This window comes from Parahaliea aestuarii, assembly GCF_008064635.1.
GTDB lineage: Bacteria > Pseudomonadota > Gammaproteobacteria > Pseudomonadales > Halieaceae > Parahaliea > Parahaliea aestuarii.
The window spans coordinates 266,653-281,718 of sequence record NZ_VRYZ01000007.1; the positions used below are offsets into that span (position 1 = coordinate 266,653).

14 protein-coding genes are annotated in these 15,066 nt (G+C 61.1%); 5 read left to right on the plus strand and 9 right to left on the minus strand.

All coding sequences use genetic code 11. The features are described from left to right. The first annotated feature begins 246 nt into the window (after window positions 1-246). Together FVW59_RS16125 and FVW59_RS16130 are read left to right on the plus strand one after the other, a co-directional pair. Window positions 247-1,284, plus strand: a complete 1,038-nt coding sequence (locus FVW59_RS16125) for a glycosyltransferase (protein WP_187275932.1) — start codon at window positions 247-249, stop codon at window positions 1,282-1,284. A gap of 38 nt (window positions 1,285-1,322) precedes the next feature. Beyond that, complete coding sequence (locus FVW59_RS16130) at window positions 1,323-2,015, plus strand: sulfotransferase family 2 domain-containing protein (RefSeq protein WP_148065386.1); 693 nt, start codon at window positions 1,323-1,325, stop codon at window positions 2,013-2,015. Between the two features lie 27 nt (window positions 2,016-2,042). Here the strand turns inward: FVW59_RS16130 and FVW59_RS16135 are convergent, their stop codons facing one another. Beyond that, entirely contained in the window at window positions 2,043-3,047 is a 1,005-nt protein-coding gene (locus FVW59_RS16135) for a TIGR03617 family F420-dependent LLM class oxidoreductase (protein WP_148065387.1), read from the minus strand. Window positions 3,048-3,070: 23 nt separating this feature from the next. Beyond that, entirely contained in the window at window positions 3,071-4,072 is a 1,002-nt protein-coding gene (locus tag FVW59_RS16140; RefSeq protein WP_148065388.1) for a hypothetical protein, read from the minus strand. Window positions 4,073-4,262: 190 nt separating this feature from the next. Here FVW59_RS16140 and FVW59_RS16145 point away from each other — a divergent pair, with 190 nt between their 5' ends. Next, entirely contained in the window at window positions 4,263-6,668 is a 2,406-nt protein-coding gene (locus FVW59_RS16145) for a PEP/pyruvate-binding domain-containing protein (RefSeq protein WP_148065389.1), read from the plus strand. 36 nt (window positions 6,669-6,704) lie between these two features. On the opposite strand, the gene FVW59_RS19800 is transcribed toward FVW59_RS16145, so the two are convergent. Further along, a complete protein-coding gene (locus tag FVW59_RS19800; protein WP_281290183.1) occupies window positions 6,705-6,827 on the minus strand; it encodes a hypothetical protein in 123 nt (40 codons plus the stop codon). Between the two features lie 103 nt (window positions 6,828-6,930). On the opposite strand from FVW59_RS19800, the gene FVW59_RS16150 reads away from it, so the two are divergent. Both FVW59_RS16150 and FVW59_RS16155 read left to right on the plus strand, forming a co-directional pair. Continuing rightward, window positions 6,931-7,368, plus strand: a complete 438-nt coding sequence (locus FVW59_RS16150) for a MarR family winged helix-turn-helix transcriptional regulator (protein WP_148065390.1) — start codon at window positions 6,931-6,933, stop codon at window positions 7,366-7,368. Between the two features lie 4 nt (window positions 7,369-7,372). Further along, complete coding sequence (locus tag FVW59_RS16155; protein ID WP_148065391.1) at window positions 7,373-8,155, plus strand: siderophore-interacting protein; 783 nt, start codon at window positions 7,373-7,375, stop codon at window positions 8,153-8,155. A 24-nt stretch (window positions 8,156-8,179) separates the two neighbouring features. On the opposite strand, the gene trxA is transcribed toward FVW59_RS16155, so the two are convergent. The 6 genes from trxA to hrcA all read right to left on the minus strand — a co-directional run bounded on the left by trxA (window position 8,180) and on the right by hrcA (window position 15,011). Beyond that, on the minus strand, window positions 8,180-9,043 hold the full coding sequence (gene trxA / locus FVW59_RS16160; protein ID WP_148065392.1) for a thioredoxin: 864 nt from the start codon (window positions 9,041-9,043) through the stop codon (window positions 8,180-8,182). A gap of 44 nt (window positions 9,044-9,087) precedes the next feature. After that, entirely contained in the window at window positions 9,088-9,906 is an 819-nt protein-coding gene (gene dapB / locus FVW59_RS16165) for a 4-hydroxy-tetrahydrodipicolinate reductase (RefSeq protein WP_148065393.1), read from the minus strand. Continuing rightward, complete coding sequence (gene dnaJ, locus FVW59_RS16170; protein WP_148065394.1) at window positions 9,903-11,033, minus strand: molecular chaperone DnaJ; 1,131 nt, start codon at window positions 11,031-11,033, stop codon at window positions 9,903-9,905. Before dnaJ ends, dapB begins: the two co-directional genes overlap by 4 nt. Before the next feature lie 132 nt (window positions 11,034-11,165). Beyond that, window positions 11,166-13,091, minus strand: a complete 1,926-nt coding sequence (gene dnaK, locus FVW59_RS16175; RefSeq protein ID WP_148065395.1) for a molecular chaperone DnaK — start codon at window positions 13,089-13,091, stop codon at window positions 11,166-11,168. Between the two features lie 173 nt (window positions 13,092-13,264). Continuing rightward, the gene (gene grpE / locus FVW59_RS16180) at window positions 13,265-13,843 is read right to left on the minus strand and encodes a nucleotide exchange factor GrpE (RefSeq protein ID WP_148065396.1); all 579 of its coding nucleotides are present in this window, start codon (window positions 13,841-13,843) and stop codon (window positions 13,265-13,267) included. Window positions 13,844-13,973: 130 nt separating this feature from the next. Continuing rightward, complete coding sequence (gene hrcA / locus FVW59_RS16185) at window positions 13,974-15,011, minus strand: heat-inducible transcriptional repressor HrcA (RefSeq protein ID WP_148065397.1); 1,038 nt, start codon at window positions 15,009-15,011, stop codon at window positions 13,974-13,976. Window positions 15,012-15,066 lie beyond the last annotated feature (55 nt).

Below are 15,066 nucleotides of genomic sequence, written 5' to 3' on the forward strand. Positions count from 1 at the left end.
GGACCTGAATTTGACCTTTGGGTATGTTTATTGTTTGGCGGGCATGTAAGATAGCGACATTCTCAAGTGTAGACAAGCTTACATGCTGCTGCGGACCGACATCTCCATTAACCGCGGGCAACCGGTCCGGCAGCAGTTTGCTGATTTTCCAGACGATCCTGTATCGGCGGCTATACTTCAATTCGTCCGCTATCCGGCGGTTGTCTGGCCCTGTACAAAGCCGACTGCATGCCGGGGCAGCTGCCGATGCCGGACGTCGCCTGCCCGACCATAAAGAACGTAAGTTGCGCCAAGATGATGAACCGCACGCTACCCGAGATCAGTGTCTGTACGACGACTTTTAATTCATCTGCCTATATAAGAGAGGCCATTGAAGGCGTACTGGCCCAGGACGTGGGCGTGGAGATCGAGTATGTCATCAGCGATGACTGCTCCAGTGATGAGACCCCGGAGATTCTTGATGAGTACGCCGGCAAGTACCCGGACATAATCCGCATCCTCCATCAGCCCGGGAATATCGGCCTGAATAGTAATTTCATGACGGCGGTTCGAGCCTGCAGGGGAAAGTACATTGCGCTGCTGGACGGCGATGACTACTGGATTGACCCCCATAAACTACAACTGCAGTACGATTTTCTGGAAAACCACCCGGACATCGTGCTGTGCAGTACCGCCTCTCTCAAGCTGTATCAACAATCCGGCGTCTACGAGCGCAGCCATTGCTATCTGCCAGCCAACACAGGAGAGGTCAAAGTCTTCGACACCGCTGAGATGTACAAACTGGAACCGTTCTGGCTGCCCACCCACAGCTTGTTGATCAGGGCGAAAAGCGTGGTGTTTCCGGACTGGTTCAAGGATGTTGTCTATGTAGACCGGGCCCTCAGGCTTATCCTGTCCCTGGATGGGGGCCTCGCATTTATCAACAGGATAACGTGCGTATACAGGCTGCACGACTCAAACACATCGTCGGACAGGCATACCTCACCTGAGGTGTGTCGGGGGTATATGCATACTTACAGGAACTTCTATCATTACTCCGGTGGACGTTTTCAAAGTGACGCGAGCAAGGCAATCAACCACTCACTGTGCGAAGAGCGACGCCGTATTCTGGCATCCTGTTCAGGCACTGACCGGGTAAAGCATCTGGCCGGGAATTTTCTTTCAGCGCTACGCCATTTTCAGATACTGAAACCGCGGGATTTCGCTGAGTTTGTCTATCACTTCCTGTTTATTAAGAGCCTGCTTTTGTATTCGAGAAGCGAAGGGCATCCAGATGCCGGATAACACGCCGAGCCAGGCAGACTGCTTGCAACCTGTAAGCCGTGAATGATTTTCTGAGGGCCAGATTCGGGTACTACGCCAGAAGAAACCTGCGGCGTGATGCTGGCGTAATTTACGGTCTCTTCACAAAACCAAACGTCTATTTCAGAATGCCCAAAGTTGCCAGTGGAACAATAGCCGGTGCCGTATCGAACGATACAACCATCTTGCCCCACGCCTACCACCCAACACGAATTCAGGGCCTTCTGAAGCTGAAAGCGCGATCCTTCAGGTTTACCTTCGTACGCCACCCGTTTACGCGTTTTGCTAGTGCGTACAAGTGGCTGACGGAGCGAAAAGAAGGTGGGGAACTGAACAGCTTTGACCTGCGCCAGTTGGAGGTCATACAGCGGTTTTCCGATATCAATGCCTTTTGTCGTGCACTGCCGGAGTTACTGGTAGAGGACGAGGTGCAGATGATCCATTTTTACCCCCAGTCGCTGTTTGTCTACTCCGGCGAGGAGCCACTGGTGGACTTTGTAGGAAAATATGAATCCCTTGAAGAAGATTGCAGGCGCCTCAATGACCAGCACAGCTATTCGCTGCAGATAGCTTTTGGCCCGAACAACAAGAACAGCCGAAAATCCGGACTGCAGGAACCGGTGGAATCGCTGTCGAGGCTTGGCCTGACAGATTCAGGTGTAGATTCGCTTGAGAGTTTCTACAACAACGATTTCAGGCTATTCAATTACTGAAATGTCGGCGCCAACCTATGCTGGTCACTATTTCAGATCCCGGATAATCGCCTTCCACATCGCATCCGGTGCGGCATAGGGCGCATAGATCGCCAGCCGGTCTGCACAGGCGCCGTATTTTGCTTTCAACATGCCGGCGATTTCCCCGGGCTTGCCGCGGGTGCAAAAGGCATCGAGAAAGTCGTCGTCCACATAGCTACCCAGTTCGTCCCACTTGCCCTCCTTGGACAGGGCATTCATTCTGGGGTGCAGGTCGCCCAGCCCAACGGCTTCCATTGGCGGTACATAGGCCGGCGTTGAAGCATAGAAGCCAAGCAACCCTTTCACGCTCTTTTCCGCCGCCAGGTACTCTTCTTCCGTTTCGCCGGTGATGACAATAGCGTTCACTTGCAGGGTGAACTCATCGCCCCCCCTACCTGCCTTCTCCAGCCCACGCTTCACCGCCGGCAGGGCTTTCTCGTTCAAAAACGGCAGACTGTTGAAGGGATGCACAATCAGGCCATCGGCCACCTCCCCCGCCACCTCTGTCATTCTGGGACCCAGCGCCCCGAGCATTATCGGGGGCACGCCATAAGCGTTGGGGCCGGGATTGAACATCGGTGTCATCAGGGTATGGCGATAGTACTTTCCCTGAAAATCCAGCCGGGTGCCGTTCTGCCAACAGTCAAAAAACGCTTTCACCGCGAGGATGTACTCCCGCATCCTCGCCGCTGCCGGATTGAACTCCAGGCCAAAGCGCTTTTCGATATGGGTCCTGATTTGCGAACCGATGCCGAGGCTGAACTTACCCCTGGAAAAGGTCTGCAAATCCCAGGCCTGGTAGGCGATGTGGGAGGGGTTGCGCGGGAAGGCAACGGCGATGCCGGTGGCGATATCCAGCTCCGGCGCGTGTTCAGAGGCAATGGCCAGCGGCAGGAAGGGATCCCAGCTGCCTTCCAGGCTGTAAACGCCGTCATAACCTATTGCGGCCAGGCGTTTTGCTTCTTCCGCGGCGCCGGTCAGGGGGGCATAGAATGGGCCGTCGATTTTCATGGCTCTGCGTCTCTTGAAATGTGTCAGTGATTCGCCTCTGGCTTGCGGTTACATTCCAGCCAACCAATTTGCGGGGCCTCACCCTCGATGTGGCAACGTACCAGCGAGCGGCGATACTCGGTTCTGCGCGGAGGAGAAAAGGTGTGCGTGATATCTATCTCCATACCGGATATTGTCTCGAGACGGCCGCTGACCGCTCTCCCGCTGTCACAGACCAAGCTGAAGTGACCGCTGACCCCGTTAACGGGATTGTCTGCATCAAAAACCAGCTGGAAATCGACCTTGTCCAGATGTTCCATCGCTTCCCCGGCCGCCTGAAAATAGCCCATCTGTATTTCCGGCCACTCGGGAATATTCACCACCGTCGACTGCAACTTGAACGAGTCGCTGTTGATAACGAAAAATTGCCATTCCATATCCCAGGGCCGCGGGCCCCAGGAATGATCACGCTCGCCGCGCACTTGCAGCACCTGATTTTCATCGTTGATACAGAGCTTCAACTCGGCCTTGATCGGCTGCTCAAAACGGTTGGTGCTATAGCCTTTGGCGCTGTGACTTTCTACGCTGCCGCCGCCGAGTGAATGAGCCGGCCCCTGCGCCTGGGCGACGAGATTCAGCTGCACCGGCACCATCACTCCCTGGCGGGGACCGGACAGCACCCGGGCAAAGCCCGAAACCACAAGCTCCCCGCTGTTCAGCGGCGCGGTCGCGGTGTAGCTGAAAGCAAGACCCCAGCCATCATAGGCAAACACCTGGTCGGCGCTACCGAGCTTCAGGGCCGAAAAAGGCAGCCGATATTCCTCAATCACCAGCCACTCGGCACCGTTAAACAGGTAGAGCCAGAACAGCACCCGCTGCTGCACCGGATGCCAGCCAATGCGGCAATGCCCCGCGTTGTTGCCTTCCTCATCGTACCAGTCGAAGAAATAGGACTCGTTCCAGTCCGGGTGATCCTCACTGAAAGGGTGGGGGAACTCATCCGCCAGCTCTATGCCAAACTGGGTCAGCGTTTTTTCATCGATCATAGCGGCCTCTGTTTGTGTTATGTGTGGTGCCAATCAACCCGGTAAGGGGGCCGCATCAGCTTGTCGCACTAACAACTAGTAGTTTATAGTCTCATAGATAATCACGGTTCACGAGAGGCTGCAAGGCCAGGCAGTTAGATCAGGGGATAGCACATACTCCCGGGGAAATGTCTCGGCAGAGCATCAACTTATGCCAAACCAAGCCACAAGCACCACGGCCGGAACTCAGCCGCAACTTCTCCAACTGCCGGACATCGTCGATGAATCTGTTGGCGGCAAGGCGTTCGGGTTGTCCAGGCTGGCGGCAATGGGGCTCCGGGTGCCGCCCGCCTTCGTCATTCGCGCCGCGCAGCAAGGCCACTACCCGGAGGGCCTGCGCGCTGCCTGGGCCGACCTCGGTGACCACCCCGTGGCGGTGCGCTCCTCGGCACAGGGTGAGGATGGCGCCGAGGAATCCTTTGCCGGCCAGTACGACACTGTATTGAATGTCAGCGGCTTCGAGGCATTGCTGGCGGCAATCGACACCTGCGTGTCATCCCTCGACAGCGACCGGGCCCGGGAGTATGCGGGGCGTGGTAACGGCGACGCTCCCGGCATGAACATCGTCGTGCAGCGCATGGTGAACGCGCGGGCCGCCGGCGTGGTGTTTACTGCAGACCCGGTCAGTGCACGGCGCGATGTCCTGGTGATAGACGCAGTGGCGGGCCTCGGTGAAGCCCTGGTCAGCGGGGAAGCGACACCGGATCACTTTGCCCTCGATCGCCACAACAGGATCATTCAACAATCTCTGACAGGAGACACACCGCTGCTTGCAGACGGTGAGCTGGAACTCATCGCAGACCAGGCGCGCCAGGCGGCCACTCATGAGGGTCACCCACTGGACCTGGAGTGGGCCATTGATGCTTCCGGCGAACTGTTCTGGCTGCAGGCCCGCCCCATCACCACCCTCCCCGCGGACCTCAATGAATTCGATACCCGCCTGCCGCGCCCGGACGATGTCCTCACCATCAGCAATATCAGCGAAATGATGCCCGGCGCTGTGTCGCCACTGACCGGCTCTTTCACTGGCTGGAGCATCGACTACGGGCTCCAGCACATGCAGGTGGCGGTAGGCGTGCGGGAGAAGATTGAAAAAGACTGGCAGATCACCGCCTGGGGTTATGGTCATCTCTTCCTGAACCTGACCGGCAATGTGGTGATGAGCGCCGGTACACTGGGTTCGGAACCGGAACAGTCTGCCCAGACCTTATGCGGCCGGCCGGTGCCGGAGCTCAAGCCGCTGCCACCGGCGCCGCTGTGGCGGCGTGTGGTAAACACGGGGAAATTGATTCGCTATGTCCTTCGCGCACCGAAAGTGGTGGAGCGTTTCGACCGGGAAGTGGCGGACTTCCACATCGCCAGACACCAGGACAGCGCCGCCATGATGGCGGAGTTGACGAAAAATGCCGGCTTTTACGAGCACGCCATGGCGGTGCATATCCAGTCTTCAGTCTTGTCCGGGTTTCTGTCGGCCATTGTGGAGAATATGGTTTCCGCTCGCGCCAACAACGCTACTGCAGAGGAACAGTCCGAAGCCATGCGCCTGCTGGCAGGTGCCAGCGGCGTGGAGAGCGCGGAAATGGTCACGCAACTGGACGCGCTGGTTGATCACATCGCCACCCTGCCGGGGGCAAAAGCGGCGTTTTGCCAGCAGACTCCCGACGCAGCCCTGCAATGGCTGCGCAGCGAAGCCGCGGTCAGCCTCCATTTTGCGGAATTCCTGTCCCGCCACGGCCACCGCGGCTACCGTGAACTGTGCATGCGCGACCCGGCCTGGGGGGAAGATCCTGAGTCGCTGGTGCAAAGCATGCAGGCCGGCGCCCGGGCCAGGCTCGCCGGTGCGGCCACCCACTCGGCCCGTAATACGGGCGTTGACACGGCCGGGCTCAGCCGGGGACTGCGCTGGATTCTGCCCCGTGCGCACAGCGCGGTGCGGCGCCGGGAGCACACCAAGTCCCACCTGGTAACGGTGGCACATCGATTCAAGTTGGCCTTTGCCCACCTCGGCGAATTACTGACCCGCGAAGGTCTGTTGCCGGATGCTGACCTGCTGTACTTCTTTGCCTTTGACGAGTTGCCCGCGCTTGTCGCCTCGCGGGACGGTGCCATGGTGCGCCAGGCGCGCTTGCGGCGCGACGCTTTCGCCTACCAGCAACGCCTGAGCTTCCCGGAGATCAGTGTGGGGCCGGCCATCCCGCTGCAAGCTGAGCCACTGGAAGCGGGTGACGGCAAGATCACTGGACGCCCCGCCTCCCGGGGCGTCGTGGAGGGGCGTGCGCGAGTAGCGCACACCCTGGCAGAAGCGGCCCACTTGCAAGCGGGGGAAGTCCTCGTGACGCCCATCACCGATATCGGCTGGACGCCCTATTTCAGCCTGATAGCCGGCCTGGTCACCGACCTCGGCAGTTCGGTGTCCCACGGCGCGGTCATCGCCCGGGAGTACGGCCTGCCCTGCGTGGTGAACAGCCGGGTCGGCACCCGGCTGATCAGTACCGGCGATCGCCTGCGCCTGGATGGCGATACCGGCGTGGTGGAGATCCTCTCTGCCGCCCCGTAGCGTTTCGCCCTTGCAGCCTGCCGGCGACCCTGGCGATCAGGAACCCACCAGGTCTTTCGCCAGCGCAATGGCCTTGTCAAGGTCGGTTTCGCTGCCGGTGCCGGTGTTGGCGGTGACATGAAAAACCTGGACACCATCGACGACGCTGAGCTGCCGCATTGAACCCTTCGTGGCCGGCACACTTGACGGGACCGACCCGACCATAGTTGACACTATCAATCAAAAGGCACATGATTGACTTTATCAACCATGTGAGCCAGCCATGTCCACCCCAGCCCTCAGCGACACCCTGCACCGACTGACCCATGCCTACAAACAGCGTTTGCGGATCGGTATCCGCAATGCCGGCATCGATCTGCCGATTACCCATGTGCGCGCGCTCAAGGGTATTGCCCGCAATCCTGAAGCGACCGCCGGCTCCATCGCCGCGCGCATGCAGCGCGACAAAGCGCAGATCACCCGTGTGCTGAAGGAACTGGAAGAAGGCGGACTGATCACCCGACAGGCACATCCAGCGGACAGGCGCAGCCAGTTGCTCAGGCCCAGCCGCAAAGGCGACATCCTGATTGCGAAACTGCAGGCGGTAGAGCAGGAGGCCATCGACACCATGACACGACAACTGAAACCCGGAGAGCTGCAGCGCTTTATCGCACTGGCCAACCTGATGGCCGACAGCGTCACGCCTTCCGAAGGAGATTGAACTGATGAATCGACCCCAACCTCGGGAACTGGAAGTGATCCGCTGCGCGTACATCACTCCCCACATGCTGCGCGTCACCCTCGGAGGCGGCGAACTCGAGAGCTTTCCTGCCGGGCAGGAAAGTGCCTACGTCAAACTGCTGTTTCCCCGCAATGACCTGCAAAAACCGCTGATGCGCACCTACACCGTAAGCCGGCAGCGGAAGGATGAAATCGATATCGACTTCGCCCTGCACGACAACCCCGGCCCGGCCTCATGCTGGGCAGCGCAGGCGCGCCCTGGAGACAGCATACTGGTGGGTGGCCCCGGCCCGAAAAAGCTGGTGAACCGGGATGCAGACTGGTTCCTGCTGGCCGGCGATATGACCGCCCTGCCCGCCCTCAGCGTCAATCTGGATCTGCTGCCTGAGAATGCCCGCGGCTACCTGGTGGTGGAGGTGCCGGATGAAGGCGACATCCAGAACTTGCCCCATCCACGCGGTATAGAGGTGCACTGGGTGGTCAACAAGGGAGACGCCGAAGTGCTGGCGCTGGCCAATAAGGTGAAGGCGCTGCCCTGGCTGCCGGGGCAGGCGGCGGTGTGGGCCGCCTGCGAATTCAGCGGCATGCGCAGCCTGCGCCAGTACTTCCGCCAGCAGCGCACAGTGCCCTCCAGTCACCTGTATATCTCAAGTTACTGGAAACAGGGACGCTCGGAGGACGAACACAAAACATTAAAACGCCAGGATGCGGAATCCGACAGGGTAGCAACAGGCGGCGGGGAAGCACTCGCCGCCCAAGCTGGCTAAGGTCGCGCTGGCAGGCTCCCGCGATCAGTACAGCAGGCTGTACAGCTTGCGCTGGTATTCGGCGGCAAGCGGGTCGCCCTTGCCAAGGCTGGCAATGGCATCGAGGAAGGACTTCTTGGTAGCGCCGTCGGCGTGGTTGATGTCCGCCTTGAGGATCAGGAACAGGTTTTCCAGGGCCTCCCTGGCGTAGCCATTGCCCGAGTAGGCCACGGCCAGTTGGGCGCGCAGTTCACGGTTGTCCGGGTCCTGCTCCAGCTGCTGTTCCAGTGCCTCGATCTCGGGCGATTTTGCCGCCTCGCGCTTCAGGGTGACCTGCGCCTTGAGCTGCTCCCAGGTCGGATCCTGATCCGCCAGGCGCACGGTGTCGAGCACCTGCTCGGCCTCATCCAGGCGCGTCGCCTCGATCAGGCAGTGGGCGTAGGCCAGGGTAATCTCGTGCTCCTGGCCGGAGTCCTCCCAGGCCTGGCGCAGGGTGCCCAGGGCAGCGCCGAAGTCGCCGTTGGCCATGGCTTCCTGGGCCATCTGCAACAGACCGTCCCAGGGCTTGGGCAGGTACTTGGCCAGCATCTCCCGCACCTGGGCCTCGGACTGGGCGCCGGCGAAACCATCCACCGGTTGGCCGTCCTGAATCACCATCACCGTGGGCAGACTTCGCACCCCGAACTGCTGGGTGATCATCTGCTGCTGGTCGGCGTTGACCTTGGCCAGCAGGAAGGCGCCGTTGTACTCATTGGCGATCTTCTCCAGCACTGGCATCAGCACCTTGCAGGGTTCGCACCAGTCGGCCCAGAAGTCGACCACCACCGGGCGCTGGTGGGACTCCTCGATCAACAGCCGGGCGGCGTTGGTTTCGTCGATATCGACGATAATGTCGGCGGCGGCATTCATTGCGCAGGCTTCCTCTTGGTATCGCTGGTCGGTGAAATCCGGAATTACTGGCGGTCGGCTTTCAGGCCGAGCACGTCCTGCATGTCGTACAGGCCCGGCTCCCTGGTCGCCAGCCAGCGGGCGGCGCGCACCGCGCCGCGACCGAAGGACATACGGCTGGAGGCCTTGTGGGTAATCTCGATGCGCTCGCCATCGGCGGCGAACAGTACGGTGTGGTCTCCAACCACATCGCCTGCACGCACAGTGGCGAAACCGATCGTCTCGCGCTCGCGGGCCCCGGTCTGGCCCTCGCGGCCGTAGATCGCCACCTCAGCCAGGTCGCGGCCAAGGGCATTGGCTACCACACCGCCCATACTGAGGGCGGTGCCGGAGGGCGCGTCGATTTTGTGGCGGTGATGGGCTTCGATGATCTCGATGTCCACATCGTCGCCCAATACCCGCGCAGCCATGTCCAGCAGTTTGAAGCAAAGGTTGACCCCGGTACTGAAGTTGGAGGCCTTGCACACTGCAATCCTGCCGGCTGCATCGTCAATTTGTTGCTGCTGCCTGGCGGTGAAGCCGGTGGTGCCGATAACCATAGCAACACCGTGTTCGGCACACAGGGCGACATTGGCGAGGGTGGCGTCGGGGATAGTGAAATCAATCAGCACGTCCATGCTGTCGATCACCTCGGACAACGCCCCGCTGACCGCCACGCCGTTCTTGCCCAGGCCCGCCAGCTCACCGGCATCAGCGCCGATCAGGCTGCTGTCCGGACGTTCCAGCGCCGCGGCCAATGTCACGCCATCGGCGGCGGCAACAGCTTCCACCAGGGTCCGGCCCATGCGTCCGGCCACGCCGGTAATCCCAATGCGTACACTCATGGTTTCATGTCTTCAAAAAAGTTCTTCACGCCCTCAAACCAGCTGCTCTGGCGCGGCGATTGCGAGCCGCCCCCCTGGCCGAGGCTGTCCTGAAATTCCTTCAGCAGCTCTTTCTGCTTTTTGCTCAGGTTCACCGGGGTCTCCACCACCGCCCGACACAGCAGGTCGCCCACGCTGCCGCCGCGGACCGGCTTGACGCCCTTGCCGCGCAGACGGAACAGTTTGCCGGTCTGGGTCTCGGCGGGAATTTTCAGCTTCACCCGACCGTCGAGGGTCGGTACTTCCAGCTCGCCACCGAGGGCCGCATCGACAAAGGTGATGGGCACTTCGCAGTAGAGGTTCTTGCCGTCGCGCTCGAATATCGGGTGCTGACGCACCGACATCTGCACGAACAAATCCCCGGCCGGGCCGCCGTCGGGGCCGGCCTCGCCCTCGCCAGACAGGCGAATCCGGTCGCCGGTGTCGACACCGGGGGGGACTTTCACCGACAGGGTCTTGGTCTTTTCCACCCGGCCCTGGCCGTGACAGCTGCGACAGGGATCGGAAATCGTCTTGCCGCGACCACGGCAGGCGGGGCAGGTCTGCTGCACCGCGAACAGGCCCTGCTGCATGCGCACCTGGCCCATGCCGCCACAGGTATTACAAGTCACCGGGGACGAGCCCTTGCGCGCGCCGGAACCGTCACACTCGTCACAGCCCGCCAGGGTGGGCACACGGATTTCCACCGTGGTGCCGCGCACCGCGTCTTCCAGGGAGATGTCCAGGGTATAGCGCAGATCAGAACCGCGCTGGGGACCGCCGCGGCCGCGACCGCCGCCACCGAAAATATCGCCGAACACGTCGCCGAAGATGTCGCTGAAGTTGCCGCCGCCGAAACCGCCGGCACCGCCGCCCATGCTCGGGTCGACCCCCGCATGACCGAACTGGTCGTAGGCGGCCCGCTTCTCCCTGTTCATCAGGACATCGTAGGCCTCGGTGGCCTCCTTGAACTTGGCGTCGGCATCGGGATCATCGGGATTACGATCCGGGTGGTATTTCATCGCCACCCGGCGGTAGGCTTTTTTGATTTCTTTGTCGTCAGTGCCGCGGTCAACTCCGAGCACTTCGTAATAATCGCGTTTTGACATGCTGGCCGTGGCCCTGTTGGTCTCTGCTTACAAATGACTACGCGGGCACTGTGTCCCGCGTAGGTGAATCCTGTCCGGCTGAGCCACCCCCGCGAAGGCGGGGGTCACTCAAACCCGGGGTAACGCCTGGCGTTACTTCTTGTCGTCGTTCACTTCCTCGAACTCGGCGTCGACCACGTCGTCGCCATTGTTCTTGGCGGAATCACCGGCGGCGTCGGCGGCACCTTCACCGGCAGCGGCCTGGGCCTGGTACATCTTCTGGGCCACGGGGCCAGTCGCCTCGGTCAGCTTGGTGGCTGCGGCGTCAATGGCGTCCTTGTCGTCGCCCTTGAGTGCTTCCTCCGCCTCGGAGATAGCCGCCTCAATGGCGGACTTCTCGTCCTCGGTGGCGTGCTCACCGCCCTCTTCCAGGGTTTTCTTCGCCGCGTGCACCAGACCTTCACAGGTGTTGCGCGCGGTGATCAGTTCCTCGAACTTCTTGTCCGCTTCGGCGTTCGCCTCGGCGTCGGCCACCATCTTCTCGATCTCGTCCTCGGACAGACCACCGGATGCGGTGATGCGGATGGACTGTTCTTTGTTGGTGGCCTTGTCCTTGGCAGACACGTTCAGGATACCGTTGGCGTCCAGGTCGAAGGTCACCTCGATCTGCGGCATGCCGCGGGGCGAAGGCGGGATGTCCGCCAGGTCAAAGCGGCCCAGCGACTTGTTCTGGCTCGCCTGCTTGCGCTCACCCTGCACCACGTGAATGGTCACGGCCGTTTGGTTGTCTTCCGCGGTGGAGAAGGTCTGCGATTTCTTGGTCGGAATCGTAGTGTTCTTCTCGATCAGCGGGGTGGCCACGCCGCCCATGGTTTCAATACCCAGGGTCAGCGGAGTCACGTCCAGCAGCAGCACGTCTTTCACGTCACCGGACAGCACGGCGCCCTGGATGGCGGCGCCCATGGCCACGGCTTCGTCGGGGTTGACGTCCTTGCGCGGCTCCTTGCCGAAGAAGTCGGCAACTACCTTCTGCACCATCGGCATGCGGGTCTGGCCGCCCACCAGAATCACCTCGTCGATCTCGCTGGGAGACAGGTCGGCGTCTTTCAGGGCCACTTTCACCGGCTCCATGGAGCGCTTGACCAGCTCTTCCACCAGCGATTCCAGTTTGGAGCGGCTCAGCTTGACCACCAGGTGTTTCGGGCCGCTGGCATCGGCGGTGATGTAGGGCAGGTTCACCTCGGTCTGCTGCGAACTGGACAGCTCGATCTTGGCCTTCTCGGCAGCCTCTTTCAGGCGCTGCAGGGCCAGCGGATCGTTGTGCAGGTCGATACCGGACTCTTTCTTGAACTCGGCCGCCAGATATTCGATCAGGCGCATGTCGAAGTCTTCACCACCGAGGAAGGTATCACCGTTGGTGGACAGCACCTCGAACTGGTGCTCGCCATCGACTTCGGCGATCTCGATGATGGAGATATCGAAGGTACCGCCGCCCAGGTCGTAGACCGCCACGGTGCGGTCGCCTTTAGCCTTGTCCATGCCATAGGCCAGCGCCGCCGCAGTGGGCTCGTTGATAATGCGCTTCACTTCCAGACCGGCGATCTTGCCCGCGTCCTTGGTGGCCTGGCGCTGGGAATCGTTGAAGTAGGCCGGCACGGTGATCACCGCGGCATCGACCTTCTCGCCCAGGTACTCCTCGGCGGTTCTCTTCATTTTGCGCAGGACTTCAGCGGACACCTGGGGCGGTGCCATCTTGTTGTCCTTTACCTGGACCCAGGCGTCGCCGTTGTCGGCTTCCATGATCTTGTAGGGGACCATCTTGATGTCTTTCTGGACGACATCGTCCTTGAACTTGCGGCCGATCAGGCGCTTCACCGCGAACAGGGTGTTCTGCGGATTGGTCACTGCCTGGCGCTTGGCGCTCTGGCCGACCAGGATCTCACCGTCTTCGGTGTAGGCGACGATGGAGGGCGTGGTGCGATCGCCCTCGGAGTTTTCAATGACCTTGGCCGTGGTGCCATCCAGTACGGATACGCACGAGTTGGTGGTGCCGAGGTCGATACCGATAATCTTGCCCATTGTTGTTCCTCCTTCAATGACCGGCTGTGCCGGCCATGTTCAATGCGATGTTCTCTATATTGGCGCTAGTTGATGCTTTTCAAGGGGAGCTTAAAAAGGGGTCAGAGCCCTTTTTGGCGCCCACCCGGCGCGCTCCGCTAGTACATTTCGGCCAAAAAGGGTTCTGACCCCATTTATTTGCTCACCATCACCATGGCCGGGCGCACCAGCCGCTCGTTCAGGGTATAGCCCTTCTGCATCACGGCGATCACCGTGTTGGGCTCTACCTCGGGGTTTTCCACCAGGCTCATGGCCTGATGCAACTGCGGGTCGAAGGGCTCGCCCTGGGGATCGACGGCCACAATGTTGAAGCGCTTGAGCACGTCGTGAAGGCTCTTCAGGGTCAACTCCACGCCCTCTGCGATGGCCTTGACCTGCGCTTCTTCGCCCGCTGCGGACTCCAGTGCGCGCTCCAGGTTGTCCACCACCGGCAGCAGTTCTTTGGCGAAACCTTCCAGGGCAAACTTGCGGGCTTTTTCCACCTCAAGTTCGGCGCGGCGCTTGGCATTCTGGGCCTCGGCCTGGGCGCGCAGCGCTGCATCCTTGAACTGGGCGACTTCCTCCTGCAACTGGGCGAGCGGATCGTCCTCGACGGCCTCAACCACCTCGGACTCTTCAGCGGCGGCAGCTGCCTCTTCGACAGTTTCAGGGGTGCTTTCCGGGGCCTCGGCCGCCGGTTCGATATCTGGCTGTTTCGGGTCTTTATCGGCCACGATTTCACTCCAATACAGGCGTTTTCATTACAAATAGATGCCACAAGCGGCGCCCTGGCCACCCGTGCACGGGATTCACGCAGAGGATGTGGGGGCCGGCCGCGGGGAATTCAAGGGCCGAATTGCGCGCTCAGTGAGACAGGGCCGAGGACAGCAGGCGGGCGGTGACATCGACGATGGGAATCACCCGCTCGTAGGCCATGCGGGTAGGACCGATGACCCCCAGTACACCGAGGGTGCGGGAGCCGTCGCCGTAAGGGGCGGTAATGACGCTGTAGTCGCCAAAAACCTCGTAGCCGGCCTCCTCACCGATGAAAATCTGGACGCCCTCTGCCCGGGAGCAGCGCTCCAGCAGGTGCAGCAGGTCCTTTTTCTGCTCGAAGGCGTCGAACAGTTCACGCAGGCGGGACAGTTCCCCGGCGGTGGCATTGCCCAGCAGGCGGGATTCACCGGCTACCAGGTAGTCGTCTTCATCATCCTCGTCCTGGTCCAGCGCCTGGCTGGCCAGATCCAGGGCCGCCTGCAGGTAGGTATCGATACGGCTGCGCGCCTCTTCCATTTCCCGCAGGATGCGCTCCTGTACCAGCGACAGGGCCTGGCCGGCGAAGCGCTGGTTCACCAGCCGCGCCGCTTCCTTCAGCTCCTTTTCACTGAATGGTCGCTGTGTGTGGATGATACGGTTCTGTACCTCGCGCTCGTTCACCACCAGAATCGCCAGTACCCGGTTGCCAGACAGGGGCAGGAACTCCACCTGGCGCAGCTGGCTGGCCTCGGGGCGGGGCACGGTAATCAGCCCGGCGTGGGCGGTGATGGCGGACACCAGGTTCGAGGCCGACTGCACCAGCTCGCCGGCGGGACGATCCGGGTTCAGCTCCTCGCGCAGGATGCGAATGGCCTCACTCTCCAGCGGCTGCACCTGCAGCAACTGGTCGACAAACAGTCGGTACCCGGCGACAGTGGGCACCCGCCCGGCAGAGGTGTGGGGGGAGTGCAGAAAACCGCGCTCCTCCAGGTCGGACATGACATTGCGCACGGTAGCGGCGCTGACCGGCAGGCCCGCCTCCTCCAGCAGGGTGCGAGAGCCCACCGGTTGGCCGTCCCGGATATGTCGCTGTACCAGAGCCCGCAACAGGGTGAGCGCGCGTTCGGAAAGTTCAGGTGCCGCCATACCATCTCACTGTCGGTTTCTGGCGTTTGTATCATGAAAATGGGGTCAGAGCCCT

Coding starts and splice junctions, on each gene's coding strand:
- FVW59_RS16125 (WP_187275932.1), top strand. CDS start 247: ATGCCGGACGTCGCCTGCCCGACCATAAAGAACGTAAGTTGCGCCAAG.
- FVW59_RS16135 (WP_148065387.1), bottom strand. CDS start 3,047: ATGAAAATCGACGGCCCATTCTATGCCCCCCTGACCGGCGCCGCGGAA.
- FVW59_RS16140 (WP_148065388.1), bottom strand. CDS start 4,072: ATGATCGATGAAAAAACGCTGACCCAGTTTGGCATAGAGCTGGCGGAT.
- FVW59_RS16145 (WP_148065389.1), top strand. CDS start 4,263: ATGCCAAACCAAGCCACAAGCACCACGGCCGGAACTCAGCCGCAACTT.
- FVW59_RS19800 (WP_281290183.1), bottom strand. CDS start 6,827: ATGCGGCAGCTCAGCGTCGTCGATGGTGTCCAGGTTTTTCATGTCACC.
- FVW59_RS16150 (WP_148065390.1), top strand. CDS start 6,931: ATGTCCACCCCAGCCCTCAGCGACACCCTGCACCGACTGACCCATGCC.
- FVW59_RS16155 (WP_148065391.1), top strand. CDS start 7,373: ATGAATCGACCCCAACCTCGGGAACTGGAAGTGATCCGCTGCGCGTAC.
- trxA (WP_148065392.1), bottom strand. CDS start 9,043: ATGAATGCCGCCGCCGACATTATCGTCGATATCGACGAAACCAACGCC.
- dapB (WP_148065393.1), bottom strand. CDS start 9,906: ATGAGTGTACGCATTGGGATTACCGGCGTGGCCGGACGCATGGGCCGG.
- dnaJ (WP_148065394.1), bottom strand. CDS start 11,033: ATGTCAAAACGCGATTATTACGAAGTGCTCGGAGTTGACCGCGGCACT.
- dnaK (WP_148065395.1), bottom strand. CDS start 13,091: ATGGGCAAGATTATCGGTATCGACCTCGGCACCACCAACTCGTGCGTA.
- hrcA (WP_148065397.1), bottom strand. CDS start 15,011: ATGGCGGCACCTGAACTTTCCGAACGCGCGCTCACCCTGTTGCGGGCT.